The organism is Streptomyces sp. NPDC054975 (genome assembly GCF_053609105.1).
The window spans coordinates 133,485-151,505 of record NZ_JBSGWV010000009.1 but is presented as its reverse complement, the minus strand read 5'-3'; the positions used below and the strand labels follow the sequence as shown (position 1 = coordinate 151,505).

Genomic DNA, 18,021 nt, shown 5'->3' with positions numbered 1-18,021 from the left:
GGCGGCGGTCGGGTCGGCGGACGGAGTCCGACGCAGCCGGTCGAAGCCCGGGAGGCCGCCTGCGGCCGAGCGGTGCGAGATCGGCGTCCGGGGGTGGGGCCCGGACGACTGGGAGGGCGCCGCGGCGCGTTCGCGGTTCGCTCGGGGTGGCCGGCCGGCCTCAGCCGCCTACCGTGGTCATCCAGGCCGCCGCGCCGGTCAGGGCGGTGTCCGCTTCCGGCAGGAGTCCGCGCGCGCCCAGGAAGCCGTGGAAGACGCCCGTGTGCAGGTGGACGTGGGCCTGGACCCCGGCCGAGGAGAGGCGGCGGGCGTAGGCCAGGCCCTCGTCCCGTAGGGGGTCGCAGTCCGCGAGGACCACGAGGGTGGGCGGGAGGCCGGTGAGGTCGGCGGCCAGACCGGGGGAGGCGGCGACCGGGTCGCCGGCCGGGCCGAGGTACTGCTCCCAGTACCAGCGCATGTGCGCCGTGGTGTGGAAGAAGCCCTCGGCGTACGCCTGCGCGGACGGGTGGTCCAGGCGGTGGTCCAGGACCGGGTAGAAGAGGAGCTGGCCCGCGACCGGCGGGCCGCCCGCGTCCCGGGCCCGCAGGGCCGCGGCCGCCGCGAGGTTGCCCCCGCTGGAGTCGCCCGCGAGGAACAGCGGTCCTCCGTACCGGGCGGCGGCCCACTCCAGGACCGCGTACACGTCGTCCTCGGCCGCCGGGAAGCGGTGCTCGGGGGCGCGCCGGTAGTCCACGGAGACCACCGAAACCCCTGCCCGGCGCGCCAGTTCGCGGCACAGACCGTCGTGCGTGTCCAGGTCGCACAGCACCCAGCCACCACCGTGCGCGAAGACGACGACGGGGCCGGCGCCGTCCGGACCGGGGCCGTACAGGCGCACACGTATGCCCGCCGCCGTCGTCTCGCGCGACGGCGGTACGTCCCGAACGCCCGCCCTTGCCGCCGCGCGCAGGGCCTTCGCGTCGCCCGGTCCCGGGAAGGCGGCCGACATCGCGTCGCACAGGGCTCGGGCCGTCGGGGTCAGTGGGTCCGTCATCCGGTCGTCAGCCCCCCGTCCACCGTGAACTCCGCACCCGTCATGTACGAGGACGCGTCCGAGACCAGGAAGGCGATCAGGCCGCCGACCTCCTCCGCCCGGCCCATGCGGCCGAGTGGGACGTGCGACCAGTCCCTCTCCGCCACCGCCGCCGTCATCGGCGTGTCGACGGCTCCCGGATGCACCGAGTTGACGCGGATGCCGTGCCGCGCCAGATCCAGGGCCGAGGAGCGGGTCAGGCCGCGCAGGCCGAACTTGCTCGCGCCGTACGCCGCGTGGCCCGGTATGCCGACCAGGCCGGCCGTCGAGGACACGTTCACGATCGACCCGCCGCCCGCCTCGCGCAGGGCCGGTACGACCGCCTGGATGCCGAGGAACGGCCCCAGCAGATTGACCCTGAGGAGGAGTTCGAAGTTCTCGTACGTCTCCGACTCCACCGGAGCCGTCCGCCACAGCGCCGCGTTGTTGACCAGCGCGTCCAGGCGGCCGAAGGCCTGGAGAGCCGCCCCGACCACCGTCCCCCAGCCCTCCGCCGAGCTCACGTCGTGGCGTACGAACACCCCCGCCTCACCCAGCTCCGCCGCGACCGCCCGGCCCGCCTCCTCCCGTACGTCCGTGCAGACGACCCGTGCGCCCGCCTCCACCAGCAGCCGGGCCTCGGCCGCGCCCTGCCCGCGCGCCGCGCCCGTGACGATCACGACCTTGCCCGCGACGCAGATCACCTGGCCTCCAGCGCTCGGAAGTGCGGGATGACCTTCTCGCCCCACTGCCGGATGGTCTCCATGCAGACCTCCTGCGGGACCGTGCCCATCTGGATCAGGCACATCACCTCGTCGACCCCGATCGCGCGCAGCTGCTCGACGTACGCGATGGCGGTCTCGGCGTCCCCGTAGGCGTGGTCGGTGTTGTACGTGCCGGTGTCGACCGGGCGGGCCGGGATGTTCGCCTCGTGGAGGCGGGCGACCAGCTCCTCGCGGCGCAGCTCCAGCGCGGCCGTGTGGTCCTCGTCCTCCGCGTAGCCGGTCGGGGCGGGGGAGCCGCCGTACCAGTGGGCGATCGACTCGGCGAAGAAGCGCTGGCCGCGCGTGCCGAGCCGGAGCGCGCGCTCGGCGTCGTCCAGGACGATCGTGGGGCAGAGCGCCGAGAAGTGGTCGTTGACCTCGGTGGAGACGAGCCGGGAGCCGTCGCGTACGGCGAGGGCGTCGTCGTACACCTTGCGCATCGCCCGCACGTCGTCCGCGCCGGCGAAGCCCATCACCAGGGCGCCGATGCCGAGTTCGGCGGCCAGCTTGAGGGTCTCGTGCTTGGAGCAGGCCATGAAGAGGGGAGGGTGCGGGTCCTGCACGGGGCGGGGGAGGATCGCGCCCGGGCCGATGTCGATCGAGCCGTGCCACTCGAACTCCTCCGCGCGCCAGGCCTGCGAGAAGATCCGCAGCGCCTCCTCCATCTGCGGATACGTGTCCTCGGGGCGCACGCCGTACATCCGCATCTCCTGGCGGGTCGCGCCCCGGCCGGCGCCGATGTCCACCCGGCCGCCGCTGAGCACGTCGAGCATGGCGGCGCGCTCGGCGACCCGCACCGGGTGCTGGTAGCCGAAGGGCATGGTGACGACGCCGTGGCCGATGCGGATGCGTTCGGTGCGGGCGGCGACCCAGGTCAGGAAGATCTCGGACGCGCTCATGTGCGCGTACTGGGTGAGGGAGTGGTGCTCGACCGCCCAGACCCGGTCGAAGCCCGACTTCTCGGCGTGGACGGCCTGTTCGACGCAGTCGTGGATGACCTGACGCTCACGTTCGGGGGTCGGGTCGACGAGTTGGGCCTCGAAGATCATCGAGAACTTCATGGCGAACTCCTCTATTTCGATTAGAAATATGTCTAGCAGTCATAGGGAAGGGGAGGAAGGGGAACGTAGACTTCGGTCCGTGGTGAAGCGGACGACGGCCGAGGACGACCTTCCGGCGTTCCCGGCGACGAGCTGGGCGGTGCTCGGGCTGCTCTCCTTCGGGCGGGAGCTGTCCGGCTACGACCTCAAGAAGTGGGCCGACGGGTCGCTGCGCTTCTTCTACTGGAGCCCGTCGTTCAGCCAGATCTACAGCGAGCTGAAGCGGCTGGAGAAGGCCGGTTACGCCACCTCGCGGAGGGTCGCCCAGGAGACGGGCAGCCGTGACAAGCGGGTCTACCGGATCACGGACGAGGGGATGGACGCCGTCCGGACCTGGGCGCGCACCGCACCCGTCGACCCGCCCGTGCTCAAGCACGGGCCGATGCTGCGGCTCTGGCTCGGGCATCTCCTCGAACCCGAGCAGATGCGCGAAGTCCTCGCCCGTCACCGGGAGTTCGCGGAGTCCATGCGGCTGCGCGCGGAGGCCGACGTGGAGGAGGCGAAGGCCGACGAGGCGTGGGCGTACCCGACGCTGACCCTCAAGTGGGCCGAGCGGCACTACGCCGCCGAGCGCGATCTGGCCGACGCCATGCTCGCGGACATCGAGGAGCTGGAGCAGAGGCGCGCGGGTCGAAAGGCCCCTCCGGCCGCCTCGGGTGAGGGCGAACGGCCGTAGGTCGGCGACTCCGATCCCGTACGCTCGGCACTCCGGGGGGAAAGGGGTTCCCTCGGGCGAGGGAGGGGGCCGTCCGTGGGTCTGAGTCTGAGCAAGGTCGAGGAGACCGCACCGGCGCTGGTGAGCCTGTACAAGTCGGCGGGGGTGTCCCTGCGGAAGCACGGGTTGGACGGGCAGCGCGTGGCCGTCTACCTGGTGCTGGACTACTCGGGCTCGATGAAGCCGTACTACAAGGACGGCAGCGTCCAGGCCCTGGCCGACCGGGTGTTGGGACTCTCGGCCAACCTCGACGACGACGGGCGGGTGCCGGTGGTCTTCTTCTCCACCGACATCGACGCCGAGACGGACATCGAACTCGCCGACCACCACGGGCGGATCGACCGGATCGTCGCCGGCCTCGGCCACATGGGCAAGACCAGCTACCACCTGGCGATGGACGCCGTCATCGACCACTACCTCGACAGCGGCGCCACCGCCCCCGCGCTCGTCGTCTTCCAGACGGACGGCGGTCCGATCAACAAGCTCGCCGCCGAGCGGTACTTGTGCAAGGCGGCCGAGCTGCCCCTCTTCTGGCAGTTCATCGGCTTCGGCGACCCGAACAGCCGGCAGTTCGAGTTCCTGCGGAAGCTCGACGAGTTGGCCGTTCCGCAGAAGCGGTCCGTCGACAACGCCGGCTTCTTCCACGCCGGGATGGACCCGCGCAAGGTCCCGGACGCCGAGCTGTACGACCGGATCGTCGCCGAGTTCCCCGCCTGGCTCTCGGCGGCCCGGGCGCGGTCCATCGTCCGCCCGGCAGGGTAGGCCCCGACCGCCCGGAAAATCCTGGGCGCCCGCGCCCCGTCCGGGTGATAGTGGCGTCATGGCTTCTCTTGTGCGACACGTGACGATCGACTGCGCCGACGCTTACGCCCTGGCGACCTTCTGGGCCGCCGTCCTGGACTCCAAGGTCTCCGACGACGACCAGCCCGGTGACCCGGAGGCCCTGGTCGAGACGGACGGCGGCGGTCTGCTCTTCATCCAGGTGCCGGAGGCGAAGTCGGTCAAGAGCCGGATCCACCTCGATCTCCAGCCGCAGGACCGCAGCCGTGACGAGGAGGTCGAGCGGCTGCTCGCCCTCGGCGCCACGATGTTCGACGACCGCCGGAACGCGGACGGGACGGGCTGGGCGACGATGGCGGACCCGGAGGGCAACGAGTTCTGCGTCGAGCGGTCCGTCGCCGAGCGCGCGCAGTAATCCGGACGGTAGGTGTCGGGTATCCGGTGTTTCCTTGACGTATGGGAAACACCGGAACCAGCTGGGCGGTCTTCGAGGCCGCCGAACCCGAGCTCGCCGAGACCGTACGGGAACGCTTCGGGCAGTTCACCCACCACGCGCTGGCCACCCTGCGCAGGGACGGCTCGCCCCGGCTCAGCGGGATCGAGGCGGGGTTCCGCTTCGGCGAGGTATGGCTCGGGATGATGCCGAACTCCCGCAAGGCGTTCGACCTGCGGCGTGACCCGCGCTTCTCCCTGCTCGCCAACCCGGGCGCCGGGACGGACATGGGCGGGGGTGACGTCCGGATCTCCGGGCGGGCGGTCGAGGTCACGGACGCGCAGACCGTCGCGCGGTACGTGGAGGCGGCAGGCGAGCCGCAGCCCTTCCACCTCTTCCGGGTCGAGCTCACGGAGGTGGTCCGCACCTTCGTCGACGGGGACGAACTCGTCGTCCGCACCTGGGCACCGGGACGCCCGGCGCGGACGCTCCGGCGTGGCAACGACGACAGCGCCCCGCGCGAGGAGTCATGACCCGTCGTACGTCTCCATGACCCGGGCCCGGCACCAGGACGGGGTGCCCCAGGCGTCCCGCAGGGGCCGGGCCTTGCGCAGCCAGAGGGAGAGGTCCAGCTCCTCGGTGTAACCGACGGCACCATGGATCTGCAGGGCGGTACGGGCGGCGGTGTACGCGGCCTCGCCCGCGGCGACCTTGGCGGCGGCGAGATCGGTGCTCCGGAACGTGACCGCTGCTCCGAAGAGGAGCGGTCGGGCGAACTCCAGGGCCAGCAGGGTGTCGGCGAGGCGGTGTTTGACCGCTTGGAAGGAGCCGATCTCCGTTCCGAACTGGCGGCGTTGCCTGGCGTACGCCACGGTCCGGTCGAGCAGCGTGAGCCCGACACCGAGGGCCTGCGCGGCGGTCGCGAGCAGGGCCCAGTCGTGCGCGTGGGCGGCGGCGGCCTGGACGGCAGGACCGGCCGCCAGCAACTCCCCGCCCGGGGCGGGCCGCGACAGCCGCCGTGCGGGGTCGGCGGAGACACGGACGTCCTCATGCCCGGGGGCCAGCCACACCTGGTCGCCCCGCACGACGAGGAGGAGGTCGGCGACGCCCGCGTCGAGCGCGAAGCCATGGAACGGCGTCCTGACCGGGCCAGAGCTCCCGGTGTCCACCGTCAGGGTCGCCAGGGTCGCGCCCGTCGCCATGCCCGGCAGCAGCCGCTTCGCCGGGCCCGGTTCGCCCCGGTCGGCCAAGGCGGCCAGCAGGGCGCCCGCCGCCACCGTCTCCACGAGAGGGCCCGGCACTGCGTGACGCCCCAACTCCACGAAGGCCGTCGCCAGTTCGACCGGAAGAGGGCCCACGCCCTCGTGCTGCTCAGGGATCGGCAGGGCGAAGACGCCCGCCTCCGCGAGGCGGGACCACAGGGCGCGGCCCCGGGCCGGGTCGCCCGTCGCCCAGGCCCGTACCGCCGTCGGTGTGTCCGCCGCCGTCAGCATCGCGTCCAGGGAGCGCGCGAAGTCGCGCTGCTCCTGCGTCGGCAGGAATCGCATCAGCGCCGCCCCTTCGGCAGGCCGAGCAGCCGCTCGGCGATGATGTCGCGCTGGATCTCGTTGGTGCCCGCGTAGATCGGGCCCGCGAGGGAGAAGACGTACCCCTCGCCCCACTCGCCGTCCGCCGCCTCCGTCTCGTCGCCCAGCAGATCGAGCGCCGTCTCGTGCAGCGCGATGTCGTACTCCGACCAGAACACCTTGTTCAGACTCGACTCCGCCCCGACGGCCCTCACTGGCGGCTCCGCTCGCGCCGACGCGCCCCCGGCCCCCGACGCGAACCGCGTCGCGCCGCCCGCCGTGAACAGCTGGTACGCCCGCGCGCCGATCACCGCGTCCGCGACCCGGTCCCGCAGCGCCGGGTCCTCGCCGGCCGACCGCCACAGCGCGACCAGCCGGTCCGCGGCCGCCAGGAAGCGGCCGGGGGAGCGGAGCATCAGGCCCCGTTCGTTGCCGGTCGTCGACATCGCGATGCGCCAGCCCTGGCCTGGCTCCCCGATCACGTCCTCGTCCGGCACGAAGACCTCGTCGAGGAAGAGCTCCGCGAAGGCAGGCTTCCCGTCGAGCCGGCCGATCGGCCGGACCGTCACCCCCGGCGCCCGCAGGTCGAACATCAGATACGTCAGCCCCCGGTGCGGCCGGGCCGGGTCCGTCTCCGGATCGGTGCGGAAGATCCCGAAGGCCCGGTCGGCGAAGGCGGCCCGCGAGGACCAGGTCTTCTGGCCGGACAGCAGCCAGCCGCCGTCGGTCCTGACCGCCCGCGAGGTCAGCGACGCCAGGTCGGAGCCGGACTCCGGCTCCGACCAGGCCTGCGCCCAGACGACCTCGCCGGTCGCCATCGAGGGCAGCACCCGGGCCCGCTGCTCCTCCGTCGCGTGGTCGAAGAGGGTGGGGGCGAGGAGGTTGATGCCGTTCTGCGAGACCCGGCCGGGCGCCCCCGCCGCGTAGTACTCCTCCTCGAAGATCAGCCACCGGAAGATGTCGGCGTCCCGCCCGCCGTACCGCTCCGGCCAGGAGACCACCGACCAGCGGTCGGCGGCGAGTTCGGCCTCCCACGCGCGGTGCGCCGCGAAGCCCTCGGCCGTCTCCAGCGAGGGCAGCGGTACGGCCGGTACGCGGGCCCGCAGCCACTGCCTCGCCTCCGCCCGGAACTCCGTCTCCTCGGCGCTGTACGACAGGTCCATCAGACCCTCGCCTCCTTCCCTAACAAGTGTTTGGTAGGTTAACGTACGGCCATGAGCAGCGTCGAGGAGTTCCGCACCGAGATACGGGACTGGCTACGCGCCCACCTCAGGGGCGAATTCGCCGCACTCAAGGGCCTCGGTGGGCCGGGTCGCGAGCACGAGGCGTTCGCCGAACGCCTCGCCTGGGAACGGCACCTGGCCGCCCACGGCTGGACCTGCGTCGGCTGGCCCAAGGAGTACGGCGGGCGCGGCGCGAGCATCGAGGAGCAGATCGCCTTCCACGAGGAGTACGCCCTCGCCGACGCCCCCGCCCGCGTCAACCACATCGGCGAACAGCTCCTCGGGCCCACCGTCCTCGACCACGGCACCGAGGAGCAGAAGGCCCGCTTCCTGCCCCCGATCCGGGCCGTCGAGGAGCTCTGGTGCCAGGGCTACAGCGAACCCGACGCCGGCTCCGACCTGGCCGCCGTCCGCACGCGGGCGGTCCGCGAGGGCGACGCGTGGGTGGTGAACGGCCAGAAAATCTGGACCTCGCTCGCCCACGAGTCCCAGTGGTGCTTCGTTCTCGCCCGCACCGAACCGGGGTCGCGGCGGCACGCCGGACTCTCGTACCTGCTCGTCCCCATGGACCAGCCGGGCGTCGAGGTCCGGCCGATCGTCCAGCTCACCGGAACCAGCGAGTTCAACGAGGTCTTCTTCGACGGCGCCCGGACCGACGCCACGAACGTCGTCGGCGAGCCCGGCGACGGCTGGCGGATCGCCATGGCCACCCTCGGCCACGAACGCGGCGTCTCCACCCTCGGCCAGCAGGTCGGGTTCCGCCGAGAGCTGGAAGGGCTGATCGACCTGGCCCGGCGCAACGGAGCGCTCGCCGACCCCCTCGTCCGCGACCGCCTCGTCCGGTCCTGGACCGGCCTGAAGGCCATGCGCGCGAACGCCCTGCGCGGCACCGACCCCTCCATGGCCAAGCTGTACTGGTCGCACTGGCACCGCGACCTCGGCGAACTCGCCATGGACATCTGCGGCGCCGCCTCCACGGTCGTCGCGGCCGAACCGTACGAACTCGACCAGTGGCAGCGGCTGTTCCTCTTCTCCCGCGCCGACACGATCTACGCCGGATCCAGCGAGATCCAGCGCAACCTCATCGCCGAGCGGGTGCTCGGCCTCCCCAAGGAGCCGCGCCCATGACGCCACCCGCCTACGTCCCGGGACACGGCCTGCTGACCGGCCGTACCGCCGTCATCACCGCCGCCGCCGGAGCCGGCATCGGCGGCGCCACCGCCCGCCGTTTCCTGGAGGAGGGTGCCCGGGTCCTGATCAGCGACGCCCACGCGCGCCGCCTCAAGGAGACCGAGGCCGCCCTCGCCGCCGAGTTCGGCGCCGACCGGGTCGACGCACTGCCCTGCGACGTCACCGAAGAGGCCCAGGTCCAGGCCCTCTTCGACACCGCCGTACGGCTCCACGGCCGCCTCGACGCCGTCGTCAACAACGCCGGCCTCGGCGGCACCGCCCCCCTCGTCGACATGACCGACGAGCAGTGGAGCCGCGTCCTCGACGTCACGCTGGGCGGCACCTTCCGCTGTACCCGCGCCGCCCTGCGCCACTTCGCCGGGGCCGGCCACGGAGGCGTGATCGTCAACAACGCCTCCGTCGTCGGCTGGCGCGCCCAGGCCGGCCAGGCCCACTACGCCGCCGCCAAGGCCGGCGTCATGGCCCTCACCCGCTGCGCCGCCGTCGAGGCGGCCGCGTACGACGTCCGCGTCAACGCCGTCTCCCCGTCGCTCGCCATGCACCCGCACCTGGTCAAGGTCACCTCCGCCGAGCTGCTCGCCGAGCTGACCGAGCGCGAGGCCTTCGGGCGGTACGCCGAACCCTGGGAGGTCGCCAACGTCATCGTCTTCCTGACCAGCGGGTACTCGTCCTACATGACCGGTGAGACCGTCTCGGTCAGCAGTCAGCACGCGTAGGACCAGAATGGACGTGTGCCGAAGACCGTCAGTAACAGCAGCAGGAAGAAGTCGCCGGTGACCGCCTCGCCCGAGCGGCGCCGCGAGCTCCTGGACACCGCGGCCGAGGTGTTCGCCGCCCAGGGGTACAACGCCACGACCGTACGGAAGATCGCCGACGCCGCCGGCATGCTCGCCGGCAGCCTCTACTACCACTTCGATTCCAAGGAATCGATGCTCGACGAGATCCTCTCCACCTTCCTGACCGAGCTGTGGGAGGGGTACGACGCCGTCCTCGCCGCCGGACTCGGACCCAGGGAGACCATCGAGGCACTCGTCACCGAGTCCTTCCGGGAGATCGACCGGCACCGTGCCGCCGTCGCCATCTACCAGAAGGAGTCCAGGCACCTCGCCGACCAGCCCCGCTTCCACTACCTCTCGGACTCGCAGGTGAAGTTCGAGAAGGCGTGGCTCGGCACGCTGGAGCGAGGAGTCGAGGCCGGCACCTTCCGCGCCGACCTCGACGTCCGGCTCACCTACCGGTTCGTGCGCGACACCGTCTGGGTCGCCGCGTCCTGGTACCGCCCGGGCGGACAGCACAGCCCGGAGGAGATCGCCCGCCAGTACCTGTCGATGGTCCTGGACGGTATCGCCGTAGACACATGAGTCAGCTGGAGGAGTCGTCATGGCCGAGGCCTACATCGTCGAAGCGGTCCGCACGCCCGTGGGCCGCCGCAAGGGAGGCCTCGCCTCCGCCCACCCGGCGGACCTCGGCGCCCATGTCCTGAAGGCCCTCGTCGCGCGCTCGGGCGTCGACCCCGCCGCCGTCGAGGACGTCGTCTTCGGATGCCTCGACACCGTGGGCCCGCAGGCCGGCGACATCGCCCGGACGGCCTGGCTCGCCGCCGGGCTCCCCGAGGAGGTCCCCGGCGTCACGATCGACCGCCAGTGCGGCTCCTCCCAGCAGGCCGTGCACTTCGCGGCGCAGGGCGTACTCTCCGGCACCCAGGACCTGGTCGTGGCCGGCGGCACCCAGAACATGTCGATGATCCCGATCGCCTTCGCCTCCCGGCAGGCCGCCGAACCCCTCGGTCTGACCGAGGGCCCCTACGCGGGCTCCGCGGGCTGGCGGGCCCGCTACGGCGACGCGCCCGTCAACCAGTTCCACGGCGCCGAGCTGATCGCCCAGAAGTGGGGCATCACCCGCCGAGACCAGGAGGAATTCGCCCTCCGGTCGCACGAGCGGGCCCTGCGCGCGATCGACGAGGGCCGCTTCGCGCGCGAGACCGTCGCCTACGGGGACGTGAGCGTGGACGAGGGCCCGCGCCGCGACACCACCCTGGAGAAGATGGCCGGCCTGAAGCCGGTCGTGGAGGGCGGCACCATCACGGCGGCCTGCTCCTCCCAGGTCTCCGACGGCGCCGCGGCGATGCTCCTGGCGAGCGAGCGGGCCGTACGGGAACACGGCCTCACCCCGCGCGCCCGCGTCCACCACCTCTCGGTGCGGGGCGAGGACCCGGTCCGGATGCTCTCCGCGCCCATACCGGCGACCGCGTACGCCCTGAAGAAGACCGGCATGACCATCGACGACATGGACCTGGTCGAGATCAACGAGGCCTTCGCCCCGGTCGTCCTCGCCTGGCTGAAGGAGACCGGCGCGGACCCTGAGCGCGTGAACGTCAACGGGGGAGCGATCGCGCTGGGCCACCCGCTGGGAGCGACGGGCGTGAAGCTGATGACCACCCTCCTGCACGAGCTGGAGCGCACCGGCGGCCGCTACGGCCTGCAGACCATGTGCGAGGGCGGCGGCCAGGCGAACGTGACGATCATCGAGCGGCTCTGACGGTCAGCACGTGCCGTCCGGCCGGAGGCCGGCGCAGGCGCCCGAAGCCCGTGAGGCCCCCGGGGGCCGAGCGGTGCGAGGGGGCCGGTGAGCGGGAGGGCCCATGTGCGAGGGCGGCGGCCAGGCGAACGTGACGATCATCGAGCGGCTCTGACCTCCGGATCTCCCCGCCGGCCACCATGTGACATGCATCGCCGCCCCGCCCCTTCGGGTGGGGTGGCGTGCTAAGGTCTCAGTGTTGCTAGTTGGTACCCATGAACTTTATGTGCGCCTGACGGGAATGTTCCTCAGGCGCAATTTTGTTTTCCGGACTCTCCGGGATGGGACCCTTACCTATTCAGGAGAAATCATGGCCACCGGAACTGTGAAGTGGTTCAACGCCGAAAAGGGCTTCGGCTTCATCGAGCAGGACGGCGGCGGCGCCGACGTCTTCGCCCACTACTCGAACATCGCGACCTCCGGCTTCCGTGAGCTGCAGGAAGGCCAGAAGGTCACCTTCGACGTCACGCAGGGCCAGAAGGGCCCGCAGGCGGAGAACATCCTCCCCGCCTGATCGCCGTACGCGTTTCTTCGCAGCCGGGGCCCGCACCGCGCAGGTGCGGGTCCCGGCTCGCGCTGTGCTCAGGCACTCTGCTCGGGCTCTCCGCTCAGGCCAGGAAGGCATTTCCATGACACGCTCCGAACAGCGGCCCCGCCGGGCCGCCGAATCCCGCTCCGGAACCATGTCCGGAAATCCTCGCCGTGGCTCCGCCGCCCCTCGCGGTAACGGCAGGCCCAAGGCCGCAGGCCGAGGCCGCGGACCGGCCACGCCGCCGCCGCCGCGCGAGTTCACCCTGCCCGAGACGCTGACGCCCGCGCTGCCCTCCGTCGAATCCTTCGACGCCCTCGACATGCCGGCGGCCCTGGTCAAGACGTTGAACGCCCAGGGCGTGACCGAGCCGTTCCCGATCCAGGGCGCCACCCTGCCGAACTCGCTCGCCGGCCGGGACATCCTCGGCCGCGGCCGCACCGGCTCCGGCAAGACCCTCGCCTTCGGCCTCGCGCTCCTCGCCCGCACCGCGGGCCGCCGCGCCGAGCCCAAGGCGCCGCTCGCCCTGGTCCTGGTGCCCACGCGCGAGCTCGCCCAGCAGGTCACCGACGCCCTCGCGCCGTACGCCACCTCGGTGCAGCTGCGGCTCGCCACCGTCGTCGGCGGTCTGTCGATCACCAAGCAGGCGAACTCCCTGCGCCGTGGCGCCGAGGTCCTCGTCGCCACACCCGGCCGCCTCAAGGACCTCATCGAGCGCGGCGACTGCCGGCTCGACCAGGTCGCGATCACGGTCCTCGACGAGGCCGACCAGATGGCCGACATGGGCTTCATGCCGCAGGTCGTCGCGCTGCTCAAGCAGGTCGAGCCGGACGGCCAGCGGATGCTGTTCTCCGCCACCCTCGACCAGAACATCGACCGGCTGGTGAAGATGTTCCTCACCGACCCGGTCGTGCACTCCGTCGACCCCTCGGCCGGCGCCGTCACGACGATGGAGCACCACGTGCTCTACGTCGCAGACGAGACCGACAAGAAGGCCGTCACCACGCGTATCGCGGCCCGCGACGGCCGCACGATCCTCTTCCTGGACACCAAGCGGTCCGTGGACCGGCTGGTCAAGCGGCTCCTCGCGAGCGGCGTCCGGGCGTCCGGGCTGCACGGCGGCCGCTCGCAGCCGCAGCGCAACCGCACCCTGGACCAGTTCAAGAACGGTCAGGTCACCGTCCTGGTGGCGACCAACGTGGCGGCCCGTGGCATCCACGTCGACGACCTCGACCTCGTCGTGAACGTCGACCCGCCGATCGACCACAAGGACTACCTGCACCGCGGCGGCCGCACCGCCCGGGCCGGTGAGTCCGGCAGCGTCGTCACCCTCGTCCTGCCCGAGCAGAAGCGCGACATGGGCCGGCTGATGTCGAACGCCGGTATCGCCCCGCGTACGGCGCAGATCAAGTCGAGCGACGAGGAACTGACCCGCCTCACCGGCGCCCGCGAGCCCTCCGGCGTCCCGGTCGTCATCGAGGTCCCCCAGCCGACCCAGCCCGCCGCGGCCCGAGGCGGCGGCCAGCGCGCGCGCCGTGGCGGCGGTGGCGGTACCGGTGGTGCGGGCCGCTCCCGCTCGGGCGCCAACGCCCGTACGACGACGGGTGGTTCGCGTACGGGCACGGGCTCCGGCGCTTCCCGCACGGGCACCGGCTCCGGCGCTTCGCGTACGGGTACCGGCGCCGGCGCTTCCCGCACGGGCACGGGCGGTTCGTCCACCCGTACCCGCAGCGGTGGCGGCGGCCGTGGCCGCCGATCCGGCGGCGCCGCAGCCTAGGGGTCCTAGTCGACGAGCCGGTCCTGGAGCTTCGCCAGCGTGCTCAGCTCCAGGCCGAGGCCGTCGGTGAGGTAGCGGAAGAGGCTGCCGTACCCCGCCTTGGCCTCGTCGAGCGCGGTCTTCAGGTACTCGGTCCGCACCTCCTGGAGGGGGATGATCAGGTCCGGGTTCTGCATGAGCCCGCCCTGCTTCAGCCCCTCCCGCACCTTCGCGTCGTACGCGGCCCGGAAGGTGTTCGAGGCCAGGTAGTCGCCGGAGGCCGTCGCCTCCGGCACGCCCAGGACCGTCAGGAGCAGGTAACTCGTCCAGCCCGTACGGTCCTTGCCCGAGGTGCAGTGGTACAGCGACGGGGTGGAGCCGAGGCCGGCCAGCTCGCGCAGCGTCAGGCCGAGCTGGGCGCGGTTCGCCGCGCTCGTGACGAAGCTGCGGTACACCTCCCGCATGAAGGCGGCCGCCCGGCCGCCGCCGAGCATCTCCTCCTGCCGCACCGGGTCGCGGGAGCCGATCGCCGCGAGCAGCTGCCCGAACAGGCCGTTGTCGGTGACCGGCCGCGACACCGCGACGAGCCCGGCCGGGAGCCGGTCCGCGCCGTCGTACTGGACCTCCAGCGGGATCCGGAAGTCGACGACCCGCCCCAGGCGCAGCCCGGCGAGGGTCGTCACATCGGCGTCGGTCAGCTTGCTCAGGGCGTCGGCGCGGTAGACCAGGCCGTGCCGGACCCGTTCGCCCGTGTAGGTGAGGTAGCCGCCCAGGTCACGTACGTTGACCGCGCCCTGGAGCGGGATGTGGCGGACGGCCGTGGCGCGGAGGCGGCTTCGGGGCGCCGCGACGGCCGGGGTGGTGACCGCCGCGAAGGCGGCGGCGGTGGCGGTGCTCAGCAGTGCGCGTCTCGACAGTGGCATGACGGAACTCCCGTGGGGAGATGAGGGTTTCACCCTGGTGATGGCAGGGTGCGGAGCACTTTCTCGGCCTCGGACATGACCCGCAGGACGAGTTCCTCACAGCTGGGGAGGTCCTCGATGAGCCCCGCGACCTGTCCGGACGCCATGACCCCGAGGTCGGTGCGGCCCTCGACCATGGACGCTTTGAGGAGCATGGGGGTGTTCGCGGCGAGCAGGACCTGGCTCCACGACAGGTCCTTGCCGTGCTTCATCGCGAGGCCGTCGCGGACCATGGCCGGCCACGACAGCCCCGAGAGCTTGCGGAAGCCCGCCGCCCGGCGGACCGCCTGCGCCAACGCTCGTACCCGGCCGGCCCGTTCGAGGGCGGCGACCAGCTCCGTACGGAGCATCCGGTGCGGCAGTCCGTCGACGGCCGTCGTCACCGTCACGTCCTTCACCGTGGCGGCGAGGTACTTCGCCTTCACGGCGTCGGGGACGGTGGAGTCGGAGGTGAGGAGGAAACGGGTGCCCATGGCGATGCCCGCCGCCCCGTAGGCGAGCGCGGCCACCAGACCGCGGCCGTCGTGGAAGCCGCCGGCCGCGATCACCGGGATGTCGACCGCGTCGACGACCTGCGGCAGCAGGACCGTCGTCGCCACCTCGCCGGTGTGCCCGCCGCCCTCGCCGCCCTGCACGACGACCGCGTCCGCACCCCAGGCCGCGACCTTCTCGGCGTGCCGCCGCGCCCCGATCGACGGGACGACGACCACGCCCGCGTCCTTCAGTTCCGCGATCAGCTCGCGGGACGGGGCGAGCGCGAAGGAGGCGACCCGTACCCCCTCGTCGATGATGATCCGCACCCGCTCACGCGCGTCGCCCGCGTCCGCGCGCAGATTGACCCCGAAGGGCCGTTCCGTACGGGACTTCACCTCACGGACCGCGGCGCGCAGCTCCTCCACGGTCATCGTCGCCGAGGCGAGGACGCCGAGGGCGCCCGCCTCGGCGGTGGCGGAGACGAGGCGGGGCCCGGCGACCCAGCCCATGCCGGTCTGGACGATCGGGTACCGGACCCCGGTGAGCTGGGTGAGCGCCGTCTCCATCAGACCCGTACCTCCCGGTCCCGCAGCCCCTTGGGGTCGATCACCTCGCGGATCAGCCGCAGCTCCTCGGCGGTCGGCTCGCGGGTGTACGGGACGTCGTCGCCGATCACGAGGTCGAAGCCGGTGGCCTGCCGGACCTGGTCCACGGTGACGCCCGGGTGCAGGGAGGCGAGCCGCATCGAGCGGTCGGGCGTCTCGAAGTCGAAGACGCCGAGGTCGGAGACGACCCGGGGGATCCGGTGGAAACGTTCCGCCCCGGCCGCCGCCGCCCGGTCGTGACCGACGCCGCTGACCATGTCCACGCGCTCGACGAAGACCCGGGGCGAGTGCTTGGGGATCCAGTAACTGACCGGATTGTTGAGGGTGTTGACGGGCGCCCCGCGGACGCCGAGGAGTTGGCGGGCGGGGCGCGACCAGTCGCCGATGCAGGAGATGTTCTGGTTGCCGTGCCGGTCGATCTGGCTTGCGCCCATCATGACGTGCCGCTTGCCGCCGGTGACCATCGTGAGGTGGCGGCGGTACGGCAGCCAGCCCTCACGTTCCCCGTCGAGGCCGACGAGCATCGCCTCGCCGTCGGTCAGGAGCAGGTCGGGGGCGAAGGAGCGCTTGGCGAGGCGGGCGGCGAAGGAGGAGACGGGGGCCATGGCGGCGGCGAGGACCTCGCCGTTGTCGCGCCACGCCTCGGCGCAGGCGACGACGCAGTACTCGGCTCGTGTCGTGGTGGTCGTGGTCACCGCTGCTCCTCGTGCCAGGTGCGGACGGCCTGCTGGTAGTCGTCCTCGCTCTTGCCGGAGAGGAAGCGCTCGGCGAACTCGGGCCAGGGGGTGGTCGCGTACATCTTCTGGAAGGGCTCGTCGCGGTCGTGGTCGGGGACGCAGGAGGTGAAGTGCGCGCCGTTCGGGGTCTCGACCACGCCGGTGACGCTGTGCCGGCTGACGAGCAGGGTCTGCGGGGCGGTGTCGGGGTCGAAGCGGTCGACGAGCTGTTCGCAGGAGACGTACGCGGTGTCCGCGGCCTCGCAGAACAGGTCGTCGAAGTACGGGTCGGGGCCCAGGTACTGGCCGTTGCCGAGCCGGTCGGCGCGGTTGAGGTGGACGAAGGCGGCGTCCATGCGCAGCGCTGGCACGGCGACGAACGTCTCCCCGTCCTCGTACGGTGAGGTGACCGTCCGCAGCTCGGGGTTGACCGTCATGACGTCCGAGCCGAGACCGGCCCGGACGGGCAGGAAGGGCAGCCGGTTGGCGGCGGCGTGCAGGCCCCACATGAACATGGCCTCGTCCAGCTCGGTCATCGTGAGGTCGCCGCGTTCGCGGGCGGCGCGGAAGTGCGGTTCGAGGGGGATGGAGTCAAGGGTGGTGAAGGCGGCGACGAGCCGGCGGATCCGGCCGGCGGCGGCCAGCAGGCCGACGTCGGGGCCGCCGTAGGAGACGACGGTGAGATCGGTGATCTCGGACCGGAGCACCGCCCTGACCAGGGCCATCGGCTTGCGGCGCGAGCCCCAGCCGCCGATGCCGAGGGTCATGCCGGAGCGGAGGTGGCCCACCACCTCGTCGGGGGTCATGGTCTTGTCGGTCACTGCGCGCTCTCCTTGGCTTCGTCGTTGCCGAAGGTGTCGCGGACGCGGTCGGCGACCCCGCTGAGGTTGGCCTCGAAGGTGAATCCCTGCTCGAAGCGGTAGCTGCGGCGGACGTCGACGGGGTCGATGCCGTTGATGGCGGCCTTGGCGAGCCGGATCAGATACCCGTCCTTGCGCGCGATCTCGCCCGCCAACTCCAGCGCCGCGTCGAGGAGTTCAGTGCGCGGTACGACCCTCCAGACGGAGCCGTGGGCATGGAGTTCGGCGGCGGTGGCCGTGCGCGAGGTGTAGTACAGCGCGCGCATCAGATGCTGCGGCACGAGCCGGGCGAGGTGGGTGGCGGCGCCGAGCGCGCCCCGGTCCAGCTCAGGAAGGCCGAAGGTGGCGTCGTCGGAGGCCACGATCGCGTCCGCGTTGCCGACGAGCCCGATCCCGCCGCCCAGGCAGAAGCCGCCGACCGCCGCGACGACCGGCACCTCGCAGTCGTAGACCGCCGCGAACGCCTCCGCGCAGCCGTGGTTGGCGCCGATGAGGCTGCCGTGGCCGGGGTCCCGCTGCATCTCCTTGATGTCGACGCCCGCGTTGAAGCCGCGGCCCTCGGCGGCCAGCACGACGCAGCGGGTCTCGGGGTCGCGGCCGGCGGCGCGGACGGCGTCGGCGAGGTCGTACCAGCCTTGTACGGGAAGGGCGTTGACGGGTGGGAAGTCGACGGTGACGAGTGAGACGCCCTTGCCGGCGCTTGTGGTGGAGACACCCATG

20 protein-coding genes are annotated in these 18,021 nt (G+C 72.2%); 10 read left to right on the top strand and 10 right to left on the bottom strand.

The window, feature by feature from the left end:
- Nucleotides 1–160: 160 nt before the first annotated feature.
- From ACWF79_RS12730 to ACWF79_RS12720, 3 genes are read right to left on the bottom strand one after another with little or no spacing between them, the layout of a single operon-like run.
- Complete coding sequence (locus tag ACWF79_RS12730) at nt 161–1,033, bottom strand: alpha/beta hydrolase (protein WP_453728082.1); 873 nt, start codon at nt 1,031–1,033, stop codon at nt 161–163.
- The gene (locus ACWF79_RS12725) at nt 1,030–1,752 is read right to left on the bottom strand and encodes a glucose 1-dehydrogenase (RefSeq protein ID WP_453728111.1); all 723 of its coding nucleotides are present in this window, start codon (nt 1,750–1,752) and stop codon (nt 1,030–1,032) included. The genes ACWF79_RS12730 and ACWF79_RS12725 overlap by 4 nt, the downstream gene beginning before the upstream one ends.
- On the bottom strand, nt 1,752–2,876 hold the full coding sequence (locus tag ACWF79_RS12720) for an LLM class flavin-dependent oxidoreductase (protein WP_453728081.1): 1,125 nt from the start codon (nt 2,874–2,876) through the stop codon (nt 1,752–1,754). The genes ACWF79_RS12725 and ACWF79_RS12720 overlap by 1 nt, the downstream gene beginning before the upstream one ends.
- A gap of 82 nt (nt 2,877–2,958) precedes the next feature.
- Here ACWF79_RS12720 and ACWF79_RS12715 point away from each other — a divergent pair, with 82 nt between their 5' ends.
- The 4 genes from ACWF79_RS12715 (at nt 2,959) to ACWF79_RS12700 (ending at nt 5,376) form a co-directional block, all read left to right on the top strand.
- Nucleotides 2,959–3,591 carry a PadR family transcriptional regulator gene (locus ACWF79_RS12715; RefSeq protein ID WP_453728110.1) on the top strand — a complete coding sequence of 211 codons (633 nt, stop codon included), beginning with the start codon at nt 2,959–2,961 and terminating at the stop codon, nt 3,589–3,591.
- Nucleotides 3,592–3,666: 75 nt separating this feature from the next.
- Complete coding sequence (locus ACWF79_RS12710; RefSeq protein WP_453728080.1) at nt 3,667–4,392, top strand: vWA domain-containing protein; 726 nt, start codon at nt 3,667–3,669, stop codon at nt 4,390–4,392.
- Nucleotides 4,393–4,450: 58 nt separating this feature from the next.
- Nucleotides 4,451–4,825: a VOC family protein gene (locus ACWF79_RS12705; RefSeq protein ID WP_453728079.1), complete on the top strand. Its 375-nt coding sequence runs from the start codon at nt 4,451–4,453 to the stop codon at nt 4,823–4,825.
- A 41-nt stretch (nt 4,826–4,866) separates the two neighbouring features.
- A complete protein-coding gene (locus tag ACWF79_RS12700; protein WP_453728078.1) occupies nt 4,867–5,376 on the top strand; it encodes a pyridoxamine 5'-phosphate oxidase family protein in 510 nt (169 codons plus the stop codon).
- Here the strand turns inward: ACWF79_RS12700 and ACWF79_RS12695 are convergent.
- Both ACWF79_RS12695 and ACWF79_RS12690 read right to left on the bottom strand, forming a co-directional pair.
- Entirely contained in the window at nt 5,371–6,390 is a 1,020-nt protein-coding gene (locus tag ACWF79_RS12695; protein WP_453728077.1) for an acyl-CoA dehydrogenase family protein, read from the bottom strand. The two genes, ACWF79_RS12700 and ACWF79_RS12695, sit on opposite strands and share 6 nt — an antisense overlap.
- Complete coding sequence (locus ACWF79_RS12690; RefSeq protein ID WP_453728076.1) at nt 6,390–7,571, bottom strand: acyl-CoA dehydrogenase family protein; 1,182 nt, start codon at nt 7,569–7,571, stop codon at nt 6,390–6,392. The genes ACWF79_RS12695 and ACWF79_RS12690 overlap by 1 nt, the downstream gene beginning before the upstream one ends.
- A gap of 51 nt (nt 7,572–7,622) precedes the next feature.
- Between ACWF79_RS12690 and ACWF79_RS12685 the strand changes: the two genes are divergently transcribed.
- The 6 genes from ACWF79_RS12685 to ACWF79_RS12660 all read left to right on the top strand — a co-directional run bounded on the left by ACWF79_RS12685 (nt 7,623) and on the right by ACWF79_RS12660 (nt 13,705).
- Complete coding sequence (locus tag ACWF79_RS12685) at nt 7,623–8,759, top strand: acyl-CoA dehydrogenase family protein (RefSeq protein ID WP_453728075.1); 1,137 nt, start codon at nt 7,623–7,625, stop codon at nt 8,757–8,759.
- Nucleotides 8,756–9,538 carry an SDR family oxidoreductase gene (locus ACWF79_RS12680; protein WP_453728074.1) on the top strand — a complete coding sequence of 261 codons (783 nt, stop codon included), beginning with the start codon at nt 8,756–8,758 and terminating at the stop codon, nt 9,536–9,538. Before ACWF79_RS12685 ends, ACWF79_RS12680 begins: the two co-directional genes overlap by 4 nt.
- A 15-nt stretch (nt 9,539–9,553) precedes the next feature.
- A complete protein-coding gene (locus tag ACWF79_RS12675; RefSeq protein ID WP_453728073.1) occupies nt 9,554–10,183 on the top strand; it encodes a TetR/AcrR family transcriptional regulator in 630 nt (209 codons plus the stop codon).
- A gap of 19 nt (nt 10,184–10,202) precedes the next feature.
- Nucleotides 10,203–11,360 (top strand): acetyl-CoA C-acetyltransferase, encoded by a 1,158-nt coding sequence (locus ACWF79_RS12670; protein WP_453728072.1) that lies wholly within the window; start codon nt 10,203–10,205, stop codon nt 11,358–11,360.
- Nucleotides 11,361–11,709: 349 nt separating this feature from the next.
- A complete protein-coding gene (locus ACWF79_RS12665) occupies nt 11,710–11,913 on the top strand; it encodes a cold-shock protein (RefSeq protein WP_290114082.1) in 204 nt (67 codons plus the stop codon).
- Nucleotides 11,914–12,028: 115 nt separating this feature from the next.
- Nucleotides 12,029–13,705, top strand: coding sequence for a DEAD/DEAH box helicase (locus ACWF79_RS12660; protein ID WP_453728071.1), 1,677 nt, complete (start codon nt 12,029–12,031; stop codon nt 13,703–13,705).
- Nucleotides 13,706–13,710: 5 nt separating this feature from the next.
- Here the strand turns inward: ACWF79_RS12660 and ACWF79_RS12655 are convergent, their stop codons facing one another.
- Genes ACWF79_RS12655 through ACWF79_RS12635 form a run of 5 tightly spaced genes read right to left on the bottom strand, consistent with a single transcriptional unit; the run spans nt 13,711 to nt 18,020 of the window.
- The gene (locus ACWF79_RS12655; RefSeq protein ID WP_453728070.1) at nt 13,711–14,607 is read right to left on the bottom strand and encodes a tyrosine-protein phosphatase; all 897 of its coding nucleotides are present in this window, start codon (nt 14,605–14,607) and stop codon (nt 13,711–13,713) included.
- Nucleotides 14,608–14,636: 29 nt separating this feature from the next.
- Nucleotides 14,637–15,686: an NAD(P)H-dependent flavin oxidoreductase gene (locus tag ACWF79_RS12650; protein WP_453728069.1), complete on the bottom strand. Its 1,050-nt coding sequence runs from the start codon at nt 15,684–15,686 to the stop codon at nt 14,637–14,639.
- On the bottom strand, nt 15,686–16,420 hold the full coding sequence (locus tag ACWF79_RS12645) for a CoA-transferase subunit beta (RefSeq protein ID WP_453728068.1): 735 nt from the start codon (nt 16,418–16,420) through the stop codon (nt 15,686–15,688). Before ACWF79_RS12645 ends, ACWF79_RS12650 begins: the two co-directional genes overlap by 1 nt.
- On the bottom strand, nt 16,417–17,262 hold the full coding sequence (locus ACWF79_RS12640) for a CoA transferase subunit A (protein WP_453728067.1): 846 nt from the start codon (nt 17,260–17,262) through the stop codon (nt 16,417–16,419). The genes ACWF79_RS12645 and ACWF79_RS12640 overlap by 4 nt, the downstream gene beginning before the upstream one ends.
- Nucleotides 17,259–18,020, bottom strand: coding sequence for an enoyl-CoA hydratase family protein (locus ACWF79_RS12635; RefSeq protein ID WP_453728066.1), 762 nt, complete (start codon nt 18,018–18,020; stop codon nt 17,259–17,261). Before ACWF79_RS12635 ends, ACWF79_RS12640 begins: the two co-directional genes overlap by 4 nt.
- Between the last annotated feature and the right edge of the window lies 1 nt (nt 18,021).